This is a genomic window from Amycolatopsis thermoflava N1165 (assembly GCF_000473265.1).
Taxonomy (GTDB): domain Bacteria; phylum Actinomycetota; class Actinomycetes; order Mycobacteriales; family Pseudonocardiaceae; genus Amycolatopsis_E; species Amycolatopsis_E thermoflava.
In genome coordinates, this window is sequence record NZ_KI421511.1 from 6596045 (window position 1) to 6618122 (window position 22078).

24 protein-coding genes, 1 pseudogene and 2 riboswitches are annotated in these 22078 nt (G+C 72.2%); of the genes and pseudogenes, 13 read left to right on the plus strand and 12 right to left on the minus strand.

Annotation, left to right across the window (positions count from 1 at the left end; translation table 11 throughout):
- Nucleotides 1-19 precede the first annotated feature (19 nt).
- Both AMYTH_RS0132795 and AMYTH_RS0132800 read left to right on the plus strand, forming a co-directional pair.
- Nucleotides 20-748, plus strand: coding sequence for a GntR family transcriptional regulator (locus tag AMYTH_RS0132795; RefSeq protein ID WP_017985323.1), 729 nt, complete (start codon nt 20-22; stop codon nt 746-748).
- A 168-nt stretch (nt 749-916) separates the two neighbouring features.
- On the plus strand, nt 917-1816 hold the full coding sequence (locus AMYTH_RS0132800) for a hypothetical protein (protein WP_027933777.1): 900 nt from the start codon (nt 917-919) through the stop codon (nt 1814-1816).
- Between the two features lie 355 nt (nt 1817-2171).
- Here AMYTH_RS0132800 and thiE read toward each other — a convergent pair whose 3' ends face one another.
- The gene (gene thiE / locus AMYTH_RS0132805) at nt 2172-2828 is read right to left on the minus strand and encodes a thiamine phosphate synthase (protein ID WP_027933778.1); all 657 of its coding nucleotides are present in this window, start codon (nt 2826-2828) and stop codon (nt 2172-2174) included.
- A 31-nt stretch (nt 2829-2859) separates the two neighbouring features.
- Nucleotides 2860-2968, plus strand: a riboswitch (TPP riboswitch).
- Between thiE and thiO the strand changes: the two genes are divergently transcribed.
- From thiO to AMYTH_RS0132825, 4 genes are all read left to right on the plus strand, one after another.
- Nucleotides 2963-4069, plus strand: coding sequence for a glycine oxidase ThiO (thiO, locus tag AMYTH_RS0132810; RefSeq protein WP_027933779.1), 1107 nt, complete (start codon nt 2963-2965; stop codon nt 4067-4069). (Overlaps the previous riboswitch by 6 nt.)
- Nucleotides 4069-4269: a sulfur carrier protein ThiS gene (gene thiS, locus AMYTH_RS0132815; RefSeq protein ID WP_017985319.1), complete on the plus strand. Its 201-nt coding sequence runs from the start codon at nt 4069-4071 to the stop codon at nt 4267-4269. The genes thiO and thiS overlap by 1 nt, the downstream gene beginning before the upstream one ends.
- A gap of 4 nt (nt 4270-4273) precedes the next feature.
- Nucleotides 4274-5035 (plus strand): thiazole synthase, encoded by a 762-nt coding sequence (gene thiG, locus AMYTH_RS0132820; RefSeq protein ID WP_051123488.1) that lies wholly within the window; start codon nt 4274-4276, stop codon nt 5033-5035.
- An 85-nt stretch (nt 5036-5120) separates the two neighbouring features.
- Entirely contained in the window at nt 5121-5552 is a 432-nt protein-coding gene (locus tag AMYTH_RS0132825) for a MarR family winged helix-turn-helix transcriptional regulator (RefSeq protein ID WP_027933780.1), read from the plus strand.
- Between the two features lie 163 nt (nt 5553-5715).
- Here AMYTH_RS0132825 and thiD (AMYTH_RS0132830) read toward each other — a convergent pair whose 3' ends face one another.
- From thiD (AMYTH_RS0132830) to thiC, 3 genes are all read right to left on the minus strand, one after another.
- Entirely contained in the window at nt 5716-6549 is an 834-nt protein-coding gene (gene thiD / locus AMYTH_RS0132830) for a bifunctional hydroxymethylpyrimidine kinase/phosphomethylpyrimidine kinase (protein ID WP_027933781.1), read from the minus strand.
- A 25-nt stretch (nt 6550-6574) separates the two neighbouring features.
- Nucleotides 6575-7390, minus strand: coding sequence for a bifunctional hydroxymethylpyrimidine kinase/phosphomethylpyrimidine kinase (gene thiD, locus AMYTH_RS0132835; protein WP_027933782.1), 816 nt, complete (start codon nt 7388-7390; stop codon nt 6575-6577).
- Nucleotides 7390-9033 carry a phosphomethylpyrimidine synthase ThiC gene (gene thiC / locus AMYTH_RS0132840; RefSeq protein ID WP_084022725.1) on the minus strand — a complete coding sequence of 548 codons (1644 nt, stop codon included), beginning with the start codon at nt 9031-9033 and terminating at the stop codon, nt 7390-7392. The genes thiD (AMYTH_RS0132835) and thiC overlap by 1 nt, the downstream gene beginning before the upstream one ends.
- A riboswitch (TPP riboswitch) is annotated at nt 9026-9152 on the minus strand. It overlaps the preceding gene by 8 nt.
- Nucleotides 9153-9259: 107 nt before the next feature.
- Here thiC and AMYTH_RS0132845 point away from each other — a divergent pair.
- Entirely contained in the window at nt 9260-10453 is a 1194-nt protein-coding gene (locus AMYTH_RS0132845) for an MFS transporter (RefSeq protein ID WP_037322858.1), read from the plus strand.
- On the opposite strand, the gene AMYTH_RS0132850 is transcribed toward AMYTH_RS0132845, so the two are convergent.
- A complete protein-coding gene (locus AMYTH_RS0132850) occupies nt 10396-10956 on the minus strand; it encodes a TetR/AcrR family transcriptional regulator (RefSeq protein WP_027933785.1) in 561 nt (186 codons plus the stop codon). The two genes, AMYTH_RS0132845 and AMYTH_RS0132850, sit on opposite strands and share 58 nt — an antisense overlap.
- A gap of 89 nt (nt 10957-11045) precedes the next feature.
- On the opposite strand from AMYTH_RS0132850, the gene AMYTH_RS0132855 reads away from it, so the two are divergent.
- Nucleotides 11046-11768: an alpha/beta fold hydrolase gene (locus AMYTH_RS0132855; protein WP_027933786.1), complete on the plus strand. Its 723-nt coding sequence runs from the start codon at nt 11046-11048 to the stop codon at nt 11766-11768.
- 64 nt (nt 11769-11832) lie between these two features.
- Nucleotides 11833-12312 carry a PDDEXK family nuclease gene (locus tag AMYTH_RS0132860; protein ID WP_027933787.1) on the plus strand — a complete coding sequence of 160 codons (480 nt, stop codon included), beginning with the start codon at nt 11833-11835 and terminating at the stop codon, nt 12310-12312.
- Here the strand turns inward: AMYTH_RS0132860 and AMYTH_RS0132865 are convergent.
- Together AMYTH_RS0132865 and AMYTH_RS0132870 are read right to left on the minus strand one after the other, a co-directional pair.
- Complete coding sequence (locus AMYTH_RS0132865) at nt 12309-13223, minus strand: S1C family serine protease (protein ID WP_037324196.1); 915 nt, start codon at nt 13221-13223, stop codon at nt 12309-12311. The two genes, AMYTH_RS0132860 and AMYTH_RS0132865, sit on opposite strands and share 4 nt — an antisense overlap.
- Nucleotides 13224-13317: 94 nt before the next feature.
- The gene (locus tag AMYTH_RS0132870; protein ID WP_027933789.1) at nt 13318-13872 is read right to left on the minus strand and encodes a peptide deformylase; all 555 of its coding nucleotides are present in this window, start codon (nt 13870-13872) and stop codon (nt 13318-13320) included.
- A gap of 128 nt (nt 13873-14000) precedes the next feature.
- On the opposite strand from AMYTH_RS0132870, the gene AMYTH_RS0132875 reads away from it, so the two are divergent.
- On the plus strand, nt 14001-14318 hold the full coding sequence (locus tag AMYTH_RS0132875) for a DUF3263 domain-containing protein (RefSeq protein WP_017985306.1): 318 nt from the start codon (nt 14001-14003) through the stop codon (nt 14316-14318).
- Complete coding sequence (locus tag AMYTH_RS0132880) at nt 14315-14986, plus strand: LytR C-terminal domain-containing protein (RefSeq protein ID WP_027933790.1); 672 nt, start codon at nt 14315-14317, stop codon at nt 14984-14986. The genes AMYTH_RS0132875 and AMYTH_RS0132880 overlap by 4 nt, the downstream gene beginning before the upstream one ends.
- Nucleotides 14987-15036: 50 nt before the next feature.
- Here AMYTH_RS0132880 and AMYTH_RS0132885 read toward each other — a convergent pair whose 3' ends face one another.
- Together AMYTH_RS0132885 and AMYTH_RS0132890 are read right to left on the minus strand one after the other, a co-directional pair.
- A complete protein-coding gene (locus AMYTH_RS0132885; protein WP_027933791.1) occupies nt 15037-17286 on the minus strand; it encodes an AAA family ATPase in 2250 nt (749 codons plus the stop codon).
- A gap of 4 nt (nt 17287-17290) precedes the next feature.
- A complete protein-coding gene (locus tag AMYTH_RS0132890) occupies nt 17291-17884 on the minus strand; it encodes a TetR/AcrR family transcriptional regulator (protein WP_027933792.1) in 594 nt (197 codons plus the stop codon).
- Nucleotides 17885-17968: 84 nt separating this feature from the next.
- On the opposite strand from AMYTH_RS0132890, the gene AMYTH_RS0132895 reads away from it, so the two are divergent.
- A complete protein-coding gene (locus AMYTH_RS0132895; protein WP_027933793.1) occupies nt 17969-18904 on the plus strand; it encodes a zinc-binding dehydrogenase in 936 nt (311 codons plus the stop codon).
- Here the strand turns inward: AMYTH_RS0132895 and AMYTH_RS0132900 are convergent.
- On the minus strand, nt 18897-19514 hold the full coding sequence (locus AMYTH_RS0132900) for a nitroreductase family protein (RefSeq protein WP_027933794.1): 618 nt from the start codon (nt 19512-19514) through the stop codon (nt 18897-18899). The genes AMYTH_RS0132895 and AMYTH_RS0132900 overlap by 8 nt on opposite strands.
- A 47-nt stretch (nt 19515-19561) precedes the next feature.
- Between AMYTH_RS0132900 and AMYTH_RS0132905 the strand changes: the two genes are divergently transcribed.
- Nucleotides 19562-20173 carry a TetR/AcrR family transcriptional regulator gene (locus AMYTH_RS0132905; RefSeq protein ID WP_027933795.1) on the plus strand — a complete coding sequence of 204 codons (612 nt, stop codon included), beginning with the start codon at nt 19562-19564 and terminating at the stop codon, nt 20171-20173.
- 13 nt (nt 20174-20186) lie between these two features.
- Here the strand turns inward: AMYTH_RS0132905 and AMYTH_RS46190 are convergent.
- Nucleotides 20187-20999 (minus strand): annotated as a pseudogene (locus tag AMYTH_RS46190) (IS481 family transposase); the annotation flags it as partial.
- 124 nt (nt 21000-21123) lie between these two features.
- Nucleotides 21124-22077: a CDP-diacylglycerol--serine O-phosphatidyltransferase gene (gene pssA / locus AMYTH_RS0132915; RefSeq protein ID WP_027933796.1), complete on the minus strand. Its 954-nt coding sequence runs from the start codon at nt 22075-22077 to the stop codon at nt 21124-21126.
- Between the last annotated feature and the right edge of the window lies 1 nt (nt 22078).

The following is a 22078-nucleotide window of genomic DNA, read 5'->3' on the forward strand; positions in this document are numbered from 1 at the left end:
GTTCGAGGAGGAGTCGGTCATGTTGGAGTCAGCCACGCGCGGTCAGCGCGAACCGAAGTACTGGGCGTTGAAGCAGCATCTGCTCGACCTGCTGGAGACGATGCCGCCGGGTTCGCCGATTCCCACCGAACGCTCGCTGGCCACCGAGTTCGCGGTCTCCCGCACCACGGTGCGGCAGGCCCTGGCGGACCTGACCGCCGAGGGCAGGCTGCACCGGGTGCAGGGCAAGGGCACGTTCGCCGCCGAGCCGAAGCTCGCGCAGCGGCTGCAGCTGTCGTCCTACACGGAGGACATGCGGGCGAAGGGGCGCGAGCCGTCGTCGAAGCTGCTGGAGGTCGAGGAGCTGACGGCCGAGCCCGAGCTGGCGAAGCTGCTCGGCATCCGCAACGGCGCGAAGGTGCTGCGGATGCGCCGGCTCCGGCTGGCCGACGGCGAGCCGATGGCGCTGGAGACCACGCACCTGCCGCTCGGGCGGTTCCGCGGCCTGCGCAAACACGTGTCGGCGGGCGGTTCCCTGTACGCGGTGTTGCGGGAGCACTACGGCGTGGAGATGGACAGCGCGGAGGAGACGATCGAGACCGCGCTTGCCGGTCCGCAGGAGGCGGACCTGCTGGGCGCCGACGTCGGCACCCCGATGCTCCTGCTGTCGCGGCATTCGTTCGCCGCGGACGGCAAACCGGTCGAATTCGTGCGGTCCATCTACCGCGGCGACCGGTACAAGTTCGTGACCACGCTGCGGCGCCCGTAACTCTCCAAGATCCCTTGCGTTGTCAAGGGATTGTTAAGCCCGTCGTGTCCACTGTGGACGTTGAGAGTGGCCTGCGTCACCATCCGGCAACGCTGGGAGCATCTCAATCGACAAACACGTTGGACACGATGGGGTTAACACGAGAGGGAGAGCGAACACACCGCGATCATGACCGAGGAGAAGGAAGAGAGCGCCGAGAAGAAGTCCGGGCTGTCTCCGGCGCAGGTGGTGGCGTCGGCGCTGGCCGCGGTGACGGCTGCTTTCCTGGGCTCCACGCTGGGGGTGGCGGGCACGGTCATCGGCGCCGGTGTCGCGAGCATCGTGACGACCGTGGGTGGCGAGATCTACCTGCGGTCGCTGCGCAGCACGCGGGCGGCCGCGCGCAAGACGGCCGAGCTGCTGGCGGTGGCCGAGACACGGCAGCAGACGAAGGTCGTGCCGCCGGCGGTCGCGCCGCGGTCGACGCACCCGCTGATCAGGCACCAGCAGAACGGGGCGGCGCAGCGAAGACCGGCCACGCAGCTGACCGAGATGCCGACGAGGGTCGTGCACCCGATCACGCCACCGCTGTCCGGCACGACGCGCCGGATGCCGGTCGCCGGGCAGGGCGGATCCGGGGGCGGCGAGAAGACGGTGTTCATCCCGAAGCCGGTGGACCAGCCGGTCGAGGAGGAGGCCGCCCCGCCCGCCGCCGCGAAGCCCTGGTGGAAGAGCCGGTGGACGCTCGCGGTCGCGACCAGCGTGGCGGCGTTCGTGGTCGGGATGCTGGCGATCACCGGCTTCGAGGCGGCGACCGGGAGCACCGTGTCCGGCGGCACCGGGACGACGCTGGGCCGGGTGGTCGGCGGTTCCGGCGGCGCCGAGCCGACGACCACGCAGGTCACGACGGTCACCGAGAGCTCGACGAGCGAGGACGAGCGGGCGCCGGCGAGCACGAGCAGCGCGCCGACGACGTCGTCCAGCGCCGAGCAGACCGAGTCCCCCGTGACGACGACGCCGAGCACCAGCGTCCAGGAGACACCGTCCGCCGCATCCGAAACAGCGACGACGGCGCCGAGCAGCCCTTGATCCGAAACTGACCACAGGCCCTTCGCGAGTTTTCGCGGAGGGCCTGATTCTTGAGGCCAGCCAAGTGGGGGCCGGCCTCGACGGCGCGGGCGATGTTGCACGAACGGCTCGACAGTCTGCCAGCCGGAGAGCCGGCCGCCTCGATTTGCCGGGCTGGGTTGACTGTCGCGGGCCACCCCACCACTTGCCGTTACGGCCCGCCACGGCCACGAAGGCCGGGTCGGTCCAGCTGGCCCGCACCGCGCGGGCGGCTGCGGCGGGATCCTCGCCCCCGGTGGGACCCGCCACCAGCACCTTGAGCAGCTGGTCGCGTTGATGCCGGACGGCGGCCTCGGCGCGGCCACGAAGGCCCGGCTCAGTCGAGCTGTGCCCGCAGTGCCCGGGCAGCCGCAGCCGGGTCCTCGGCCTCGGTGATCGCCCGCACCACCACGATCCGCGACGCGCCCGCCGCCAGCACCTCCGGCAGCCGGTCCGCGTCGATGCCTCCGATGGCGAACCACGGGCGCACGGTGCCGAGCGCCGCGGTCGAGCGCACCAGGTCCAGGCCCGGCGCCGGGCGGCCGGGCTTCGTCGGCGTCGGCCAGCAGGGGCCGGTGCAGAAGTAGTCCACACCTTCTTCCACAGCCGCGGCCTCGGCCTGTGGGCGGTCGTGCGTCGAGCGGCCGATCACCGGCTCGTCGCCGATCACCCGCCGCGCCAGCGGCACCGGCAGGTCGTCCTGCCCGAGGTGCAGCACGTCGGCGTCGACGGCCGCCGCGATGTCCGCCCGGTCGTTCACCGCCAGCAGCGCCCCGTGCCGCGCGCACGCCTCCGCCAGGATCTCCAGCGCGGCCAGCTCCTGACGGGCCTCCAGCGGTGCCCCGTCCCGCTTGTCCCGCAGCTGGACGATGTCCACGCCACCGGCCAGCGCGGCGTCCGCGAACTCGGCCAGGTCCGGCCGGTCCCCGGTGCACAGGTAGAGCCGCGCCGCGTCGAGGCGTTTCCTGATCTCGTCACCACTGAGCCCTGGCATGGCCTGAACCCTATCTCGCACGTTAGGGTAGGGGTGTCCGCACGGGAGCCCGAGCCACGGGCTGAGAGGGAGCTGCCAGCGCTCCGACCGTGGAACCTGATCCGGATCATGCCGGCGCAGGGAGCGTGATTCTCATGAGCAACCAGCACGTGGCCGTCGTCGGCGGCGGGGTCATCGGCCTGTCCGTGGCCTGGCGCGCCGCGGCGGCCGGGCACCGCGTCACCGTCGTCGATCCCGCGCCCGGCCGCGGCGCGTCCTGGGTCGCCGGCGGCATGCTGGCCCCCGTCACCGAGGCCTGGCCCGGCGAGGAGGAGTCCCTCGCGCTCGGCGAGGAGTCCCTGAGGCGCTGGCCGGCGTTCGCGCAAGCGCTTGCCGCGGACGGCGGCGACCCCGGGCTTTCCCAGGCCGGCACGGTCGTCGTGGCACTGGACCGGGCCGACGCCGACCAGCTGGACATCGTCGCCGCCTACCTGCGGTCGGTCGGCCGCGAGGTCGAACAGGTCACCGGCCGCAGGCTGCGCTCGCTCGAACCCGGGCTGGGCGCGGTGCGCGGCGGCCTGCTTGTGCCCGGCGACCTGGCGGTCGACAACCGCAAGCTGCTCCGCGCGCTCGAAGCCGCCGCGCTCCGGCACGGCGCGGAGTTCACCGGCGACGAGGCGACGGCGGTCGAACCCGGCCACGTCCGCACAGCCCACTGCGAGGTCCGGTGCGACGTCGTGGTCATCGCCGCCGGGGCGCACAGCGCCCGGCTGCACCCGGTGCTCGCGCGAGGTGTCCGCCCGCTCAAGGGCGAGATCCTCCGCCTGCGCGCGCGGCGCACGAGCCTGCCGCCGCCCACGCGCACGGTGCGCGCCGTCGTCGAGGGGCGACCGGTGTACCTCGTGCCACGAGAAGGCGGCGAGCTGGTCCTCGGCGCGACCCAGTACGAGGCCGGCTTCGACGACACCGTCAGCGCCCGCGGCGTGCGCGAGCTGCTCGAAGGCGCCGAGCGGATCTTCCCCAGCATCGACGAGTACGAGCTGGTCGAGACCGCCGCCGGGCTGCGCGCGGCCAGCACCGACACGCTCCCGTTCATCGGTGACCTCGGCGACGGCGTCCTCGCCGCCACCGGCCACCACCGCAACGGTCTGCTCATGGCGCCGGTCACCGCCGACGCCGTCGTGGCTTGGCTGGCCGGGGAGAAACCGCCCGAGGAGGCGCTCGCGGCGGACCCGGCCCGGCTCGGAACAGGAGGGGTCTGATGGAAGTGCAGGTCAACGGGCAGTGGCGGGAGGTCCCCGACGACGCGACGGTGACCGACGTGCTCAAGGCGGTCGACGCGCCGGAACGCGGCGTCGCGGTCGCCATGAACGGCGAGGTCGTGCGGCGCGGCGAGTGGGCGGCCAGGGCCGTCCCCGCGGGCGCGCGGCTGGAGATCCTGACGGCGGTGCAAGGTGGGTGAGGTCATGTTCGACGGCGACCAGCTCGTGATCGGCGAGCACAAGCTCGGCTCACGGCTGATCATCGGAACGGGCGGCGCGGCGAACCTGTCGGTGCTGGAACGGGCGCTCGTCGCGTCCGGCACCGAGCTGACGACGGTCGCGCTTCGCCGCGCGGACGCCGAGGGCGGCTCCGGCGTGCTGGACCTGCTGCGCCGCCTCGGCATCCGGCTCCTGCCGAACACCGCGGGCTGCCGCAGCGCCGCGGAGGCCGTGCTGACCGCGCGTCTGGCCCGCGAGGCGCTGGAGACCGACCTGATCAAGCTCGAGGTGCACGCCGACGACCGGACGCTGCTGCCCGACCCGGTGGAAACACTCGACGCGGCCGAGCAGCTCGTCGCCGACGGCTTCACCGTGTTCGCCTACACCAACGACGACCCGGTGCTCGCGCTGCGGCTGGAGGAGGCCGGCTGTGCCGCGGTGATGCCGCTGGGCGCGCCGATCGGCACCGGGCTGGGCATCCGCAACCCGCACAACATCGAGCTGATCGTGGCCCGCGCGGGCGTGCCGATCATCCTCGACGCGGGTATCGGCACGGCGTCCGACGCGGCGCTGGCGATGGAGCTGGGGTGCGACGCGGTGCTGCTGTCCACGGCGGTCACCAGGGCACAGGACCCCGAACGGATGGCGTACGCGATGCGCTCGGCGGTGGTCGCCGGGCGGCTGGCGCGGCAGGCGGGCCGGATCCCGCAGCGGTTCTGGGCGCACGCGTCCAGCCCGCCGCGCTGAAAAACCCGGCTTCACCTCGGTTTGCCGCGGCGAGCACGTATGGTTTACCGCACCCGAGCGGTCGGCGAGGCGAAGGAGCTCAAGAGTGGTTGAGTCAACCGAGGATGTCGCTGGGCGGTTGTTCCTCGCCGTCGGCCGGCTGTCCCGGTCCCTGCGGCAGGCAGGCACACCAGGGCCCGGCCACGGCTCCATTTCCGCGCTGTCGACGCTGGTCGCCTTCGGGCCGATGCGGCTCGGCGACCTGGCGGCGAAGGAGGGCGTGGCGGCCGCGACGATGTCGCGGATTGTCGCCTCGCTGGTCGACGCGGGCTGGGCGAGCCGCGAGCCGGATCCCATCGACCGGCGCGCCTGGCTGGCGACGGCCACACAGCAGGGCGAGCGGATGCTGCTCGACCTGCGGTCCACGCGCGTGCACGAACTGCAGAAGCGGATCGACCGCCTGTCGCCGGAGCACCAGGCCGCGCTGGGGCAGGCGCTGCCGGCGCTGGAAGCACTGCTGGCCGGCGACGAGAGCTGACCACGCCCGGGATTGGCGGTGGCGAGGAGGCGCCGCTCACGCCCGGGCGGGTTGAATTACCGCCTCGGAGTGCGTACTCGCGCCTGGGAGCGCGGAACTCGCGCGCCGGAGCGCGGAACCGCGGGCCTGACCGTGCCCGGCGGCCCGTGGCGTGGCCCGCGAGTCAGCGATCCTCCGGCGCCAGCCGCCAGAAGGCGGACACCGGACCGACCTTCGCGCCCATCGGGTAGGAGTTCGCGACCGCGTTGCTGACGAACCACTTCCCGAACCGCGCGGCCTCCGGCACCGGCATGCCCCGCGCGAGGCCCGCCGTCAGCGCCGACGCCATCGCGTCCCCCGCGCCGTGCGTATGCGGCGTGGAGAACCGCGGCCCGGGCAGTTCGACGAACGTGCGGCCGTCGTAGAGCAGGTCCACGCACTCCGGGTCACTGGTCAGGTGCCCGCTCTTCACCAGCACGTACTTCGGCCCGAGCTCCTTCAGCGCCACCGCCGCGTCGTGCATGCCCGCGCGGTCGGTCACCTCGATCCCGGTCAGCAGGCGCACCTCGTCCAGGTTGGGCGTGATCACCGCGGCCCGCGGCAGCAGCAGGTCCCGCAGCGCGGCCAACCCGGCCGCGTCGAACAGCGGGTGCCCGTGCATCGACGCGGCCACCGGGTCGACCACGAACGGCACCTTCGAGTCCCGCCCGATCTCCGCCCGGTCGCACGCCTCCGCGACCGCCTCGATGATCTCGGCGGAGGCCAGCATCCCGGTCTTCGCCGCCTGCATGCCCATGTCCGCGGCGACCGCCTCGATCTGCCCGGCCACGATCCGCGCCGGGATGTCGGACCGGTCGTGCACGCCGAGCGTGTTCTGCACGGTCACCGCCGTGACCGCGACCAGGCCGTGCACCCCGCAGGTCAGGAACGTGCGCAGGTCCGCCTGCAACCCCGCGGCACCACCGGAGTCGGATCCGGCGATGGTCAGGGCGGCAGGCGGACTCGCGTTCTGGCTCATGCCTCCAGTGTCGCAAACCCGCCGATCAAGCGAGCCGCCAGAACGGGGACACCGGCCCGACGCCCTCGCCTAGCGGGTACGCCTCGGCGACGCACCGCTCGATGAACCGCTTGCCCTCGTCCACCGCGTCCGGCACCCCGAGCCCCTTGGCGAGGAACGCGGTGATCGACGAGGCCAGCGTGTCCCCGCCGCCGTGCGTGTGCGGCGTGTCGATCCGCCGCGCGGACAGCTCGATGAACTGCACGCCGTCGGACAGCAGGTCGACGCACTCCGGGTCGTCGTAGAGGTGCCCGCCCTTGACCAGCACCCACATCGGACCCAGAGCAAGCAGCGCCCGCGCCGCGTCGCGCTGGCTGGCCCTGTCGGTGACCTCGACGCCGGTGAGCAGCCGGACCTCGTCCAGGTTCGGGGTTACCAGCGTCGCGCGCGGGAACAGCTCCGTGCGGATGGCTTCCAGCGCCTCCTCGCGCAGCAGGGCGTCCCCGTGCATCGACGCCGCCACCGGGTCCACCACGAACGGCACGTCCGCGTTGCGTCCGATGTGGACCTCGTCGAGCGTCTTGGCGACGGCGGTGATGATCTCCGCCGTCGCCAGCATGCCGGTCTTGGCCGCGTCCACGCCCATGTCCCCGGCAACGGCCTTGATCTGCGCCGACACCACGTCCGGCGGGATCTCGGTGAAGCCCTGCACGCCGACGGAGTTCTGCACGGTGACCGCGGTGATCGCGGTCATCCCGTGCACCCCGCAGGCGAAGAACGTCCGCAGGTCGGCCTGGATCCCCGCCCCGCCGCCGGAATCGCTCCCGGCGATGGTCAGCGCGGTCTTCGGGGTGACGCTCATTACGGCTGGACCACCGGGAGGTAGACCTGCTTGCCGTTCTCGGCGAACTCGGCCGACTTCTCCTGCATCCCGGCCTCGATAGCATCCACAGTGGACAGCCCGTGCTCCTCGGCGTACTTGCGGACGTCCTGCGTGATCCGCATGGAGCAGAACTTCGGCCCGCACATCGAGCAGAAGTGCGCCGTCTTGGCGGGCTCGGCCGGCAGCGTTTCGTCGTGGAACGAGCGCGCGGTGTCCGGGTCGAGCGAGAGGTTGAACTGGTCGGTCCACCGGAACTCGAAACGCGCCTTGGACAGCTCGTCGTCCCAGTCCTGGGCGTACTGGTGGCCCTTGGCGAGGTCCGCGGCGTGCGCGGCGATCTTGTAGGCGATCACGCCGGCCTTCACGTCGTCCCGGTTGGGCAGGCCGAGGTGCTCCTTCGGCGTGACGTAGCACAGCATCGCCGTGCCGTACCAGCCGATCTGCGCCGCGCCGATGGCCGAGGTGATGTGGTCGTAGGCCGGCGCGATGTCCGTCGTGAGTGGACCGAGGGTGTAGAACGGAGCCTCGCCGCAGAGCCGTTCCTCCAGCTCCACGTTCTCCTTGATCTTGTGCATCGGCACGTGGCCGGGGCCCTCGATCATCACCTGGACGTCGTGGGCGCGCGCGATGTGCGTGAGCTCGCCGAGCGTCTCCAGCTCCGCGAACTGGGCGCGGTCGTTGGCGTCCGCGATCGAGCCGGGGCGCAGGCCGTCGCCGAGCGAGAACGTCACGTCGTAGGCGCGCAGGATCTCGCAGAGTTCCTCGAAGTGCGTGTAGAGGAACGACTCCTTGTGGTGCGCCAGGCACCACGCGGCCATGATCGAACCGCCGCGGGAGACGATGCCGGTGACCCGGTTCGCCGTCAGCGGGATGTAGCGCAGCAGCACGCCGGCGTGCACGGTCATGTAGTCCACGCCCTGCTCGCACTGCTCGATCACGGTGTCCCGGTAGACCTCCCAGGACAGCTTCGCCGGATCGCCGTCGACCTTCTCCAGCGCCTGGTAGATCGGCACGGTGCCGACCGGGACGGGCGAGTTCCGCATGATCCACTCGCGGGTTTCGTGGATGCGCTTGCCGGTGGACAGGTCCATGATCGTGTCGGCGCCCCAGCGGGTCGCCCACACCATCTTGTCGACCTCCTCCTCGACCGACGACCACACGGCCGAGTTGCCCATGTTCGCGTTGACCTTCACCAGGAAGTTCTTCCCGATGATCGCGGGCTCGCTCTCCGGGTGGTTGCGGTTGACGGGGATGACCGCGCGGCCCGCGGCCACCTCGTCGCGCACGAACTCGGGCGTGACCCGCTCGCGCGCGGCGATGAACTCCATCTCGCGGGTGATCACGCCGGCCTTCGCGAAGCCCAGCTGCGTGTTGTGCTCCCGGTTCGCGATCCACTCGGCGCGCAGCGGCGCAAGTCCACTGTGGACGTCGATCGCGACGTCGGGGTCGGTGTACGGGCCGGAGGTGTCGTAGACGTCGAAGTGGTCGCCGTTGCTGAGTTCGATGCGGCGGGCCGGGACCTTCAGCCCGTTTTCGGTGTGGTGGTAGACCTTCCGGGACCCGGTGATCGGCCCGGTGGTCACGGTCGGCGCGACGTTCTTGCCGTTTTCCAGCGTCGTCACTAGAAATACTCCCTACGCCGGCATTACCCGGTCAGGTTCAGCGGTCGGCGGCGCCGGGTCCCAACGGACACCAGCCGCCCTCTCAGCCCGCCAAGGCGCGAGCTCCCGCGTGTTCGGTTGTCCGTCCGACCATGCCACGTCCCGCGGCAGACCTCAAGAGCACGACGGTGAGACCGCTCACCCGCGCTGGAGATTCACACCGATGTCAGCCCCTAGGTTGACGATCATGCGAACCACGGCCGCGCTGATCGCGCTCGGCGCCTGTCTCTTCGTGGTCGTCACGGCGGAGACGCTCGTGATCGGACTGCTCCCCGCGTTGTCGGCCGACCTGCGGGTGCCGGTGCCCTCGGCAGGCCTGCTCGTGGCCGGGTACGCGCTGACGGTGACCATCGGCGGTCCGCTCGTGACGGCCGCGACCCTGCGGGTCCCGCGCAAGGCGGCGCTGCTGGGGCTGGTCGCGGTGTTCGCGGCGGGCAATGCGCTCGCGGCGAGTGCGACCGGGTTCGGCGTGCTGCTGGCCGCGCGGGTGGTCACCGCGCTGACGCACAGCACGTTCTTCGCGATCGCGCTCGTGCTGGCCGCGTCGATGGTCCACCCGTCGAAGCGCGGGTGGGCCATCGCCTTCGTGTCGACCGGACTGAACCTCGCGACCGTCCTCGGCGCGCCACTGGGCACCCTCGTGGGCGAGGCGTACGGGTGGCGGACGTCGTTCTGGCTGCTGGCGGTCGTGGCGCTGGCCGCGATGGCGGCGGTCGCGCTGCTGGTGCCGGCCACCCGGACCGCGGAGCCGCCGCGGCTGGGGCCGGAGCTGCGGGCGCTCGTGACACGGCCGGTGCTGGTGCTGCTGGCGGTGACGCTGGTGGCGGAGACCGGGTTCTTCGTGGCCTACACCTACCTGTCGCCGATCCTCGGCCGGGTCTTCCCGCCCGGCGGGGTGGTCGTGCTGCTCATGGTGTTCGGCGCGGGCGCGCTGTGCGGGAATCTGGCCGGTGGGCGGCTCGCGGACCGGTGGCCGTGGGCTTCGCTGCGGGTGCTCATCGCGGTGCTGGCGGCGGCGCTGGTCCTCTTCGCGGTGATCGCTTCGGTGCGAGCCGGGGCGGTGGTGGGCGTGTTCGCGCTGGGCGCGGTGGCGTTCGCGCTGGTCCCCGGGCTGCAGACGCGGGTGGTGGTGGCCGCCGCCGGAGCGCCGACACTCGCGGTCGCGGTCTACACGTCGATCTTCAACCTGGGCATCAGCGCGGGCGCGTGGCTGGGCGGGCGCGCGTTGTCGGCCGGCGTCGCGCTGGGCGCGCTGCCGTTGCTGGGCGCGGTCGGCGTGCTTGGCGGGCTGGCGGTGTCGGCCCTCCACCGCGGCGGAGGCCTTCAGTCCGGCCGGCGCAGCCCGGCGACGAGCAGGCCGACCAGGCGGCGTGCGTCGTAGGGGTGCTTGCTGTTCGCGCCCGCGCACAGGCCGCCGATGCCGCGCATCAGCTCGTAGGCGTCGAGGCCGCCGCGGATCTCGGCCGCCGCGGCTTCGAGTAGTCCCGTGCAGACCGGGACGAGCCGCTCCAGGAAGTAGGAGTGCAGGGGGTCGTAGCAGGGGTCGTCGGACTGCAGCACCGCGGGCAGGCCCTGCTTGGTGATCACGAAGTCGACGAACCGGTCGAGCCACTCCGCGAGGGCTGCGTACGGGGTCGCGCTCGCGGCGAGCAGCGCCGGACCGGCCTCGGCGAGCGCCTCCACCTGGTGCCGGTAGACGGCGATGATCAGGTCCGCCCGCGTGGGGAAGTGGCGGTAGATCGTGGCGGTCCCGACGCCCGCCTTGGCCGCGATGTCGCGGATCGGCGCCTCCACCCCGGACGCGACGAAGACCGCGGCCGCCGCGTCGAGCAGGGCTTTCTGGTTGCGCCGCGCGTCGGCCCGCTTGGGTGCGCTGTCGTCCACGGCCCCATTCTCCCACCCGGTGCTAGCTAAGCGGGACACTGTCCCGTATGTTAACCGGGACAGTGTCCCGTTTCTGATCGGAGCGAACGATGACGACCTACCTGCTGGTGCACGGCGCGTGGCACACCGGGGAGTGCTGGACGCGGGTGACGCCGTTGCTGGAGGCGGCCGGGCACCGCGTGCTCGCGCCGACGCTGACCGGCTACGGCGACACGGCGCACCTGGCCGGCCCCGAGGTCGGCCTCGACACGCACGTCGCGGACGTGACCGGGCTGATCCGCGAGGAGGACCTCACCGACGTGGTGCTCGTCGGGCACAGCTACGCCGGGCTGGTGATCTCGTCGGTGGCGAACGAGCTGCCGGACCGGATCGCGCGGCTGGTGTACCTGGACGCGATGGTCCCGGAGGACGGCGAATCCGCGGCGGACGTCCTGCCCGTCACCCAGGGGCTGATCGATCTGGCGCTGGCCTCCGAAAGTGGCTGGCGCGTTCCGCCGATGCCCGAGCTGCCCCCGCCGGCCGGCCTGTTCGGCGTCACCGATCCCGACGACGTCGCCTGGTTGCGCACGATGCTGTCCGACCAGCCGGTGCGCTGCCTGCAGCAACCGGTGCGACTGGACAACCCGGCGACGCGAGCGATCCCGCGGACGCACATCCACTGCACCGTCAAACCCGAGGGCTTCTCCCGCCGCCCCGTGCCCGCCGTGCAGCCCAACGGAACGCCCGCGGAGGTTTGGGAACTGCCCACGGGCCACGACTGCATGATCACGATGCCGGTGGAGCTGAGCGAGCTGCTGCTGAAGCTCGCCTGAGGGCCGCGGGCAGGCGTGCCGGACCGCGGTTGACCACGGGAAACGCCCTTCTAGGCTGCGGCGGATGGGCAACTGGGAAACTCGGCTTCGCGAGTGGCAGAACCTCGACGTGCCCGAGGGCTGGCGGGCGGAGATCACCCCGGCAGGGGTGACACTGACGCCGCCCGTCGACAACGGGCACAGCAGGATCGCCGCGTCGGTCCATCGCACCCTGGTGCGGTCGGTCCCGGAGGATCGGGCCATCCTGCAGAAGCTCGGCGTCTCCATTCGGAGCGCGAGCCGGCTCTACGTGCCCGGCCTGGTCGTGGTTCCGCACCACGAACTGCTGTCCCGTCCGGACAACGTGCCCGTTCCGGCGGAGGCCGCGGAACTGGTGGTGGAGATCTACCTCCTGATCGACCGGTACGCCGAGCCGAAGCCGTCGGTCACCCTGTTCTCGGATCCCGTCGACGGGCACTACCGCCGCTCGGAGCAGGTGTCCTTCGGCGAGGAGATCCGCCTGCCCGCGCCGTTCGACCTCGTGCTCGCCACCGCGGCCTTCTAGCTCACCAGCTCGCTCGGCGTCGCGAACACGTCGACCATCGCGCCGTTCCTCAGCACCGTGATGGCCAGCCGCGTGCCGATCACCTCGGCGAACAGCTGCCGCTGGATGTCCTGCGCGTCCGTGATCCGCGACCGCCCCACGGTCAGCACCAGGTCGCCCGGCCGCAGCCCCGCCCGTTCGGCCGGCCCGCCGCGCACCACCTCCACGATCCGCAGCCCGGCGTGCTGCCCGGTGTGCTCGGCGACCTCGTCCGGCAACGGCGCCGGCACCCCGACCACCCCGAGGTACGCCCGCCGCACCCGGCCCTCCACCAGCAGCGTGTCGATGATCCGCCGGGTGGTGTCGTTGATCGGCACCGCGAGACCGAGTCCGAACCCGGCGACCGCGGTGTTGACCCCCACCACCCGGCCTGCCGAATCCGCCAGCGCGCCGCCCGAGTTGCCCGGGTTCAGGGCAGCGTCGGTCTGGATCACGTTCTCGATCACCCGCCCGGCGCTGCGGGTCTGCACCGGCAGCGACCGGCCCAGCGCGCTGACCACACCCGCGGTCACCGAACCGGCGAGCCCGAGCGGGCTGCCGATCGCCACCACGAGCTGCCCGACGACCAGCTTGTCCGCGTCGCCCATCCGGGCCGCGCTCGGCGCCTCCGACGCGCGCAGCACGGCCAGGTCCGACAACGGATCCGCGCCGACCACCGTGAACCGCGCCTCGGTGCCGTCCGAGTACGTCGCCGTGCCGTGCGTGCCGCCGCCGACCACGTGCGCGTTCGTCACCAGGTGCCCGTCGTCGGCGAACACGACCGCCGAACCGCTGCCCCGGGACAGCCGCACACTCGCCACGTGCGGCGTCACCTCGGCGGCCACCGTGCTCACCGAGCGTGAATAGGCGTCGAGGGCATCGGCGTCATCCACCGCCACCACCACCCCGCGATTACACACTTACATCAATAACCAGTGTGCGCTCGCGGGCACGCGGAAAGCCCTCTCGTTCACCGAGGGCGAAAGCTCACTCCGAGCCGGGCAGCCAGGACAGGCCGGGCACGCCCCACTTGTTGCGCTTGAGCATGCGCTTCGCGTCGCGCGCGTGGCGGCCGACCAGGCGGTCCAGGTAGATGTAGCCGTCCAGGTGGTCGGTCTCGTGCTGCAGGCAGCGCGCGAAGTACCCGGTGCCCTCGACCTCGATCGGGTTGCCGTCCAGGTCGAAGCCGGTGACCTTGGCCCAGCTCGCCCGCCCCGTCGGGTACGACTCGCCGGGCGCGGACAGGCAGCCCTCCCAGTCGTCGTCGGGATCGGGCATGGTCTCCGGGATCTCGGAGGTCTCCAGCCTCGGGTTGACCACCAGGCCCTTGTGCCGCACACCCTGGTCGTCGGGGCAGTCGTAGACGAAGACGCGCAGGTCGACGCCGATCTGGTTGGCCGCCAGCCCCACCCCTTCGGCGGCGTACATGGTCTCGAACATGTCGTCGGTGAGGGTGCGCAGCTCGTCGTCGAACTTCTCCACCTCGCGGGTGGGGTTGTGCAGCACCGGGTCACCGGCGATCCGGATCGGGTGGATGGTCACAATCCGCGATCGTACCCAGCGGACGAGCCGTGACGCGCCGGGCCGTGATCCCACAACCAGACCCTCGACCCGTGGTTGAATGACGCCCGCGGGATCACAACCGTGTGGTTTGCGATTTGAGGAGTCAGATGGACGCCGCGGAGTCGATGGCCGGAGGCGACCGGCCGTCGCCCGAGCCCACCGGCGACGAGGGCGGGCTCACGCCCCGTGAGCTCAAGGTGCTGGCGTTCGAACGCCAGTGGTGGCGCTACGCGGGGGCCAAGGAACAGGCCGTCCGCGAAGAGTTCGGCCTCTCGCCCACCCGGTACTACCAGCTGCTCAACCAGCTCCTCGACAAAGAGGAAGCGATGCGCGCCGACCCGATGCTGGTGAAGCGGCTGCGCAAGATGCGCACCGCGCGGCAGCGCAAGCGGGTCGCCCGGCGACTGGGGATCGAGGCGCTATGAACTTTCTGCAGGGCCTGTCCCGCCCGCTGCGCCTGGCCGGTGTGGTGCTGATCGGGGTCGCTCTCGTGGCGGTCGTGATCGGTGGCATCACCGCGCTGAACGGCGACGGGGACAACGGCCAGACCGCGGCGCCGAGCCCGACGGCCACGGACGGGACGACCGCGCCGACCGAGACCACGGGCGCGAGCCCCACGGAGCCGGCGCCGTCGAGCCCGGTCCCGCCGGCCTCCGAGACACCGCCGCCCGGGCAGCCGACGGACACCGCGACGCCCGGCGCGCCCGGTGGCACGGCGACCCAGCCGGGCGGCACGACGGGAGCCCCTGGCGCGGGTGACGGCGGGGTGCCAGCCGACCAGACCGCGGCCAAGTGGGTGCCGGTGCGGGTCTACAACAACAGCACCATCCACGGCCTGGCCGCCCGTGCCGCCGACGAGCTGCGCGCGAACGGCTGGAACGTCGTCGAGGTCGGTAACTACCCGCAGGGCATCATCCCGACCACCACGGTGTACTTCACGCCGGGCACGGACGAGGAAACCGCGGCGCGCTCGCTGGCCATCGCGTTCGGCATGAAGGTCGAGCCGCGGTTCGCGGGCATCCAGGACGCGAGCCCCGGTGTCATCGTGATCGTCACCAACGACTACAAGGGCTCGCAGGTCAAGGGTTCCTGAACCCGGGCTTTCGGAAGGGCGGCCGGCGCTCCCGGCCGCCCTTCCGCGTGTCAGGCCCGGTTCTTCGCGTAGGCCTCCAGCGCGGCCAGCTGTGCCGGGTCCAGCGAGGGCCGCACCGTCTTGCGCGCCGTGTCCAGGTGCGCCGCGCTCACCTCGGCGGCCTCCAGCGACTCGCGCATCGCCGTGAGCGCGGCCTCCCGGATCAGCGCCGCGCAGTCCGCCGCCGAGTAGCCGTCCAGCTCGGCCGCGACCGCGTCCAGGTCCACATCGGACGCCAGCGGCGTGTGCCTGGCGGTGGCGCGGAGGATGTCGGCCCGCGCCTGCGCGTCCGGCGGCGGCACGTACACCAGCCGCTCCAGCCGCCCGGGGCGCAGCAGGGCCGGGTCGACCAGCTCCGGCCGGTTGGTCGCGCCGAGCACGACCACGTCCCGCATCGGCTCGACTCCGTCCAGCTCGGTGAGCAGCGCGGCGACCACCCGGTCCGACACCCCGGAGTCACCGGACTGGCCGCGGCGCGGCGCGAGCGCGTCGATCTCGTCGAGGAACACCAGCGACGGCGAGGCGTCGGCGGCCTTGCGGAACAACTCCCGCACCGCACGCTCCGATTCGCCGACCCACTTGTCCAGCAGTTCGGCGCCCTTGACCGCGAACACGTTGAGGGCGCCGGTGCCCGCCAGCGCGCGCACCAGGAACGTCTTGCCGCCACCGGGCGGCCCGTACAGCAGCACCCCGCGCGGCGGCGCGATCCCCAGCCGCGCGAAGGAGTCCGGGTACCGCAGCGGCCACAGGACCGCCTCCGTCAGCGACTGCTTGACGTCGGTCATGTCGCCGACATCCTCCAGCGTCAGCCCGCCGGTCGCCAGGCTGTCCGAAGTGGACATCGAGATCGGCCGCACGGACTGCAGGGCGTCCAGCAGGTCCTGCTGCGAGATGCGCGGCTCCTCGACGTCCCGCTGCCGCAGCGCCGCCCGCACCGCGGCGTCCCGGCGCAGCGCCAGCAGGTCCGCGGCGACGAAACCCGGTGTCCGGTCGGCGATCCCGCCGAGGTCCACAGTGGATTCCAGCGGCACGTCCCGCAGCAGCACGCGCAGCAGCTCGGTGCGGATCCGGGCGTCCGGCTGCGGGATGGCGAGTTCGCGGTCGAGCAGATCGGCCGCGCGCAGCCGCGGATCGCACGCCTCGGGGCGGGCGGTGGTGGCGACCACCGCGAGATCCGGGCGCGTCAGCGCGCCGCGCAGCTCATCCAGCACCACGGTCGCGACGGGCGGCGGCTGGGTCGCCGGCAGCAACGTGTCGATGTCGGTGATCAGCAGCACCGCCGGACCGCCCGCGGCGGCCTGGTCGATCGCCTCACGCAGCCGGGTGGCGATCGCGTTCGGCTCCAGCACGGCGATCGACGGCGCGGCCAGCGTGACCAGGCGGAGGTCCTCGGCCGCCGCGACCGACCGGACGAGCGTCGCCTTGCCCACGCCCTCCGCGCCGGACAGCAGCACCCCCAGCCGGGCGGAGGTGCCCAACCGGGCCAGCAGGTCGGGGCGCCGGAACGTCAGGTCGACCCACTCGGCCAGGGTGCGGGCCTGGTCGTGCGCGCCGCACAGGTCGCTGACCGGCGGGGCGGGCTCCTCCGGCTCGGGGGTCGCCTCGGGTTCCGCCCGCGGGGCGGCCACCGGAGCTGCCGTCGCCGGTGCGCTCGACTGTGCGCTCGAGTGGGCGCTCGACTGTGCGTTCGACTGGGCGCCGTCCCGCCAGCTGACCACCGTGGACGGGCAGATCACGACCGGCCCGCCGGGCTCGGTCGCGGTGACCGTGAGCAGTTCGGTGGTCCAGCCTGCGCCGATCGCGCGGGACAACTGGCCGCGGACGGTCGTCACGTCCGAGCCCGGAGCCGGCGCTAAATCCTGCGGGAGGAGCGACACCGCGTCGCCGACCGTCAGGACCTTCCCGGTGAGCGCGAGCCGCAGCGTGTTCGGCGACACCGACGCGCTGGCCAGCCGCGACCCGGCGACGGTGACCGAGCGGGCCTGCGTGACGTCCGCCGGCGCGACCACGACCTCCGAGCCCTCGGTGACGCCGAGGTTGGACAGGGTCACGTCGTCGGCGAAGACGAACCCGGGCGTCCCGGCCGCGTCGCCGGGCGCGGCGAGCGCGGCGCTCACCCGGGCGCCGGTGAGATGCACGGCGTCCCAGGCGCGCAGGCCGAGCGCGTCGAGGACCTCCGGGTGCAGGCGGACGATGCCGCGCCGGGTGTCGAGTGCGGACGGCGTGTGCCGGATGGTCAACGTGATCTGGGGCGCGCTCACGCCCTCACTCTAGGGCGAGCGCGGCCGGAAGGGTGTCGAACGCGCGGTTGACGAGGACCGGCAGCAGATCCCGCTCGCCGGACGGGCTCCACTCGGCCAGCGCGCAGTTCCACGTCCCGATCACGACCTCGACCAGCAGCCGCAGCCCGAGATCGGGGCCGCCGCCGAGGATGTGGACGATCTGGGCCTTGACCTCCGCGCAGTACCGCAGCGAGTGCGCGTGCAGCGCCGCGCACCCCTCGGTCAGCCGGACCGTCGGCAGGAACTGCCGGTACCAGTGGTCGTCCAGCCTGCCGAGGGTCGTCAGCAGGGCGTCCTTCAGCACGCCGAGCAGCGGCCCGGACGGCGGCTGCTCCGCGAGCACATCGAGGTAGGTCTCCCACAGCTGCTTGATCGCGGTGAGCGCGACGTCCTCTTTGGACGAAAAGTTGCGGAAGAAGGTCCGCTTGGAGACCTCGACCGCGTCGACCAGTTCGTCGAGCGTGGTCGCGTCGAAGCCACGCTCGGTGAACATGGCGACGGCGGTCTCGGCCAGCGCCTGGCGCGTGCGCAGCTTCTTGCGTTCCCGAAGCGGGAGCGACTGCTCGGTCGTGGTCATCACGATCAGTCTAGTTGATGCGCCTTGATGGCAAGTGCCACTCAGTGGCACTATGGTCGCAAGATCGCTTTCGGAGGAGAGAACATGCGTGCGCTCGTCGTCGACCAATCCGCGGAATCCCGCCTCGCGCTGGCCGAGGCGCCCGATCCGGTGCCCGCGCCGGACGAGGCCCTGGTGCGGGTCGAGGCCGTCTCGCTCAACTACGGCGAGGCCTTCATGGTGGACACCGGCCAGCTGCCCGAGGGAAGCGTGCCGGGCTGGGACGCGACGGGCGTGGTGGTGCGGGCCGCCGACGATGGTTCGGGACCGGCTGCCGGAACCCGCGTGATCACGCTGGGCATGACCGGAGCCTGGGCCGAACTGCGGGCCGTGCGGACCACCGCGATCGGCGCCGTGCCGGAGGGGGCGGACGGTGGCGCGATCAGCACGATCCCGGTGGCCGGCCTGACCGCGCTGCACGTGCTGCGGCGGTTCGGGCAGACCCTGGGCAAGCGGATCATGATCACGGGGGCGTCCGGCGGGGTCGGCCGCTTCGCGGTGCAGCTCGCGGCGCGGGCGGGCGCCGAGGTCGTCGCGGTCAGCGCCGACCCGGCTCAGGTGAGCGTGCTCGAAGCGCTCGGCGCGCACGAGGTGATCAAGCACCCGGCCGAGGTGAGCCGGCCCGTCCACGGCGTGCTCGACAACGTGGAGGGCGAGCAGATGGTGGCCGCGTTCAAGGCGTTGCGCGCCGGCGGCCGGCTGGTCAGCGTCGGGCACTCGGCGGGGGAGGACGTCGTGTTCCCGGTCGGCGCGTTCGTGCCCACCGACGGCCGCCACGACCGGTCGATCAGCACGTTCTTCCTGCTCGCCGACCCGCGGACCGACTTCACCGAGGACCTCACCTGGCTCGCCGCCGAGGTGGCCGCGGGCCGCCTCGACGCCGGGATCACCTGGCGCGGCGACTGGTCCCGGCACGCCGAGGCGACCGCGGCGCTGCTCGGCCGCCGGCTGCGCGGCAAGGCCGTCCTGGAACTCAGCTGACGCGGGCGCCCCACCGGTCGAGGTAGGTGATCTCCTCGACCGGTGGTCGCGCGGCCGGCCGGAAGTCCTTCTGCGTCGTGTAGGCGACCGGCAGCAACGCGACCTGCGTGAAGCCCTCGGGGATGCCGAGGAGGCGCGCGACCTCCGCCTCGTGGCCGAACAGGTGGTAGCCGGTGATCGTGCTGCCAAGGCCGCGGGCGCGCAGCGCGAGCTGGAAGCTCCAGATCGCCGGGTAGATCGACCCGTAGAACCCGGTCAGCTCGGCGTTGCCGCCGTCCGGTCGTCCGGCCAGGCAGGCGAGCACGAGCGCCGGCACGCGGTGGATGTTGTCCAGCAGGAACTTCGCCGACGCGAGCGAGCGGGGCGGGACCAGGTGGCCGTACTGGCGCTGGGCGGCTTCACCCACCTCGCGGACCGGTCCGGCGACGCGGGCCTTCAGCTCCGGGTCCCGGACCACGAGCCAGCGGATCGCGTCCAGCTGGTTGCCCGCGATGGGCGCCTGCATCGCGATGCGCAGGCACTCGGTGATCACCTCCTGCTCGACCGGCCGGTCCAGGTCCAGCTTGCGCCGCACCGAGCGGGTGGTGGTCAGCAGTTCGTCCGCGTCCATCTGCGTCCTCCCAGGGACTTACGCTGTAAGTACTTACACTGTAAGGCATGGCGCTGACGCGGGAGAAGGTGCTCGACGCCGCGCTGCGGCTGGTCGGGGAGAACGGCCTCACCGGCCTGTCGATGCGGAAGCTCGCGGCCGAGCTCGGCGTGGAGGCGATGTCGCTCTACAACCACGTGGCGAACAAGCAGGACCTGCTGGACGGCATCGCGGCGCGGGTCTTCGAGCAGGTCGAGCTACCGGACCCGGGGCTGCCGTGGGACGAGCGGCTGCGCGCCCTCGGGCTGAACGCGTTCGAGACGCTCAACCGCCACCCGGCCGTCGTCCGCGCCCTCACCGCCGAGCAGGCCAACCCGCTGTCCGAGGGCGCGGTCCGGTTGATGGACGCGATCCTCGGCGCGCTGCTGGACGCCGGGCTCGACGACCACCACGCGGCGCGCGGCTACCGGTCGCTGATCGGGATGGTGTTCGGCGCCGTGCTGGTCGGCGCGGGCGGACTGGCCGCCGAACGGGCGGAGCCGGCCGTCGAGTGGTTCCGCCGCACCGTCACGCCGCAGCGGCACCCGAACCTGCACCGGGTGATGCCCGCGCTGGCCGGGATCGACTGCGTGCAGGACTTCCGCTACCAGCTCGACCTGTTCGTCCGGGGCCTGCGCTAGCGGTATCCGGCCGTTAGGTTGGTAGCCGGCTGATGGGCGGTCGTCCTCCGAGTGCGCTGTGGCGGCGTTCAGTGTTGTAGTGCTCGATCCAGGCTGCAAGTGCTGCTGCTCGTGCCTCGTTGCTGGTGAAGGCGTGCCGGTAGGCCCACTCGGCCTGCAGGGTGCGGTTGAGGCGCTCGACTTTCCCGTTCTGCCAGGGGCAGTGGGGTCGGATGAACTTGTGTGTTGCGCCGAGTGCTGCGACCGCGGCGGCCATGTCGCGTGATCGTCGGTAGCTGAGGTGGTTGTCGGTGATCACGCGCTCGATACGGGAGATCCCGTGATCGGCGAAGTAGGCGGCGGCACGCAGTAGGAACGCTGTGCAGGTCGAGCCCTTCTCGTCGGGCAGGATCTCGGAGTAGGCCAGGCGGGAGTGGTCGTCGAGGAGTGAGTGGACGTAGTCGTAGCCGATGCCGCGAGCACGGACCTGTTCGCTGCGGCCGTGGACACGCCAGCCACCGCCGTCGGGGATCTTGCCGAGCTTCTTGACGTCCAGGTGGACCAGCTCGCCCGGTCGTTCGCGTTCGTAACGGACGCCGGTTGCGCGGGAGGCGCGAATGACGTCGCCGGTGATCGGGTCGCACTCGGCCAGGTAGGGCACCTCGTGGCGGTGCAGGATCCGCGACACGGTGCGGGGTGGGAGTCCGAGCTCGAGGCCGATCCAGTCCTGTCCGCGGCGTTCGCGGTGACGTAGGTGCGGGACACGCCCATCGCTTCGGCGATGTGGGCCTGTTTCCAGTCGGCCTGGTGGCGTTGAACGATCAGTCGCCGACCGTGAACCGTCAGCCGGGCACTACCGCGGAACACGAGAACCTCCGGATCGGAGTGGGCCTTAGACAAGCCACATCCCAACCGGAGGTTCTCGTTTACTCAGCCAGACACGCCGCTACCAACGTCCTGACCGGATACAGCTAGCGGTTGCGCTGGCGCAGGCCGATGCGGCGCCAGCTGCGGCGCCGCGAGCGGTCCTGGCTCTCCGCCGCCGGGTACGTGCGCACCCCGCGCACCACGTGGTCCGTCGTCCGGCGCACGCCGAGCCGCTGGTTGCCCGCGACCCGGATCCGTGGCCGGCGCAGCCGCAGGCGGCTCGTGCTGCGCCGGATCGCCCGGCGCTCGCGCAGCGGCACGCCCCACGCCTCGGGGTGGTTGGCCAGCCACTGGTAGCGCCGCACGGCGTACGGGATGTGCGCCAGGTACAGCAGCAGCGCGACGGCCAGCGCGATCAGCGGATACTGGATGATCGCCGCCGCCGCGAGGCCGACCCCGACCAGCAGGGGCGCGGCGGCCTTCGCCGGCACTTTGACCGACTTCAGCGACAGCGTCGGCAGCCTGCTGATCAGCAGCAGCGCGATCGCCACCGTCCACACGTAGACGACCGGCGCCGACGACCACCAGCCCTCGCCGAACTCCAGCGTCAGGATCACCGGCATCAGCGCGCACAGGCCGCCCGCGGGCGCGGGCACGCCGACGAAGAACTCCTTCGCGTACGGCGGCTTCTCCACGTCCAGGAGCGTGTTGAAGCGGGCCAGCCGCAGCACGATGCACACGGCGAAGGTCAGCGACACGATCCAGCCGATGCCCGAGGTGTCGCCGAACCAGATGTAGAGCACGAGCGCCGGGGAGACACCGAAGGAGATGGCGTCGGACAGCGAGTCCAGCTCGGCGCCCATCTTGGACGTCGCGTCGAGCAGCCGGGCGATGCGGCCGTCCAGGCTGTCCAGGACGGCCGCGACGCCGATCGCGCCGATCGCAAGCACGAACTGCCGGTTGAGCGCGAACTGCGCGGCGGACAGGCCCGCGCACAGCGCGAGGACGGTGATCGCGTTGGGCAGCAGCCGCACCGACGGTGTCATCACCCGGACCATG

Excerpts from the sequence above, each read along its gene's own strand:
- thiG (WP_051123488.1), top strand. The coding sequence starts at position 4,274 with ATGTTCGACGGCGACCAGCTCGTGATCGGCGAGCACAAGCTCGGCTCA.
- AMYTH_RS0132855 (WP_027933786.1), top strand. The coding sequence starts at position 11,046 with ATGACGACCTACCTGCTGGTGCACGGCGCGTGGCACACCGGGGAGTGC.
- AMYTH_RS0132860 (WP_027933787.1), top strand. The coding sequence starts at position 11,833 with ATGGGCAACTGGGAAACTCGGCTTCGCGAGTGGCAGAACCTCGACGTG.
- thiS (WP_017985319.1), top strand. The coding sequence starts at position 4,069 with ATGGAAGTGCAGGTCAACGGGCAGTGGCGGGAGGTCCCCGACGACGCG.
- AMYTH_RS0132875 (WP_017985306.1), top strand. The coding sequence starts at position 14,001 with ATGGACGCCGCGGAGTCGATGGCCGGAGGCGACCGGCCGTCGCCCGAG.
- thiD (WP_027933781.1), bottom strand. The coding sequence starts at position 6,549 with ATGAGCCAGAACGCGAGTCCGCCTGCCGCCCTGACCATCGCCGGATCC.
- thiO (WP_027933779.1), top strand. The coding sequence starts at position 2,963 with ATGAGCAACCAGCACGTGGCCGTCGTCGGCGGCGGGGTCATCGGCCTG.
- AMYTH_RS0132800 (WP_027933777.1), top strand. The coding sequence starts at position 917 with ATGACCGAGGAGAAGGAAGAGAGCGCCGAGAAGAAGTCCGGGCTGTCT.
- AMYTH_RS0132890 (WP_027933792.1), bottom strand. The coding sequence starts at position 17,884 with ATGACCACGACCGAGCAGTCGCTCCCGCTTCGGGAACGCAAGAAGCTG.
- thiE (WP_027933778.1), bottom strand. The coding sequence starts at position 2,828 with ATGCCAGGGCTCAGTGGTGACGAGATCAGGAAACGCCTCGACGCGGCG.
- AMYTH_RS0132900 (WP_027933794.1), bottom strand. The coding sequence starts at position 19,514 with ATGGACGCGGACGAACTGCTGACCACCACCCGCTCGGTGCGGCGCAAG.
- thiD (WP_027933782.1), bottom strand. The coding sequence starts at position 7,390 with ATGAGCGTCACCCCGAAGACCGCGCTGACCATCGCCGGGAGCGATTCC.
- AMYTH_RS0132845 (WP_037322858.1), top strand. The coding sequence starts at position 9,260 with ATGCGAACCACGGCCGCGCTGATCGCGCTCGGCGCCTGTCTCTTCGTG.
- pssA (WP_027933796.1), bottom strand. The coding sequence starts at position 22,077 with ATGGTCCGGGTGATGACACCGTCGGTGCGGCTGCTGCCCAACGCGATC.
- AMYTH_RS0132895 (WP_027933793.1), top strand. The coding sequence starts at position 17,969 with ATGCGTGCGCTCGTCGTCGACCAATCCGCGGAATCCCGCCTCGCGCTG.
- AMYTH_RS0132880 (WP_027933790.1), top strand. The coding sequence starts at position 14,315 with ATGAACTTTCTGCAGGGCCTGTCCCGCCCGCTGCGCCTGGCCGGTGTG.
- AMYTH_RS0132795 (WP_017985323.1), top strand. The coding sequence starts at position 20 with ATGTTGGAGTCAGCCACGCGCGGTCAGCGCGAACCGAAGTACTGGGCG.
- AMYTH_RS0132905 (WP_027933795.1), top strand. The coding sequence starts at position 19,562 with ATGGCGCTGACGCGGGAGAAGGTGCTCGACGCCGCGCTGCGGCTGGTC.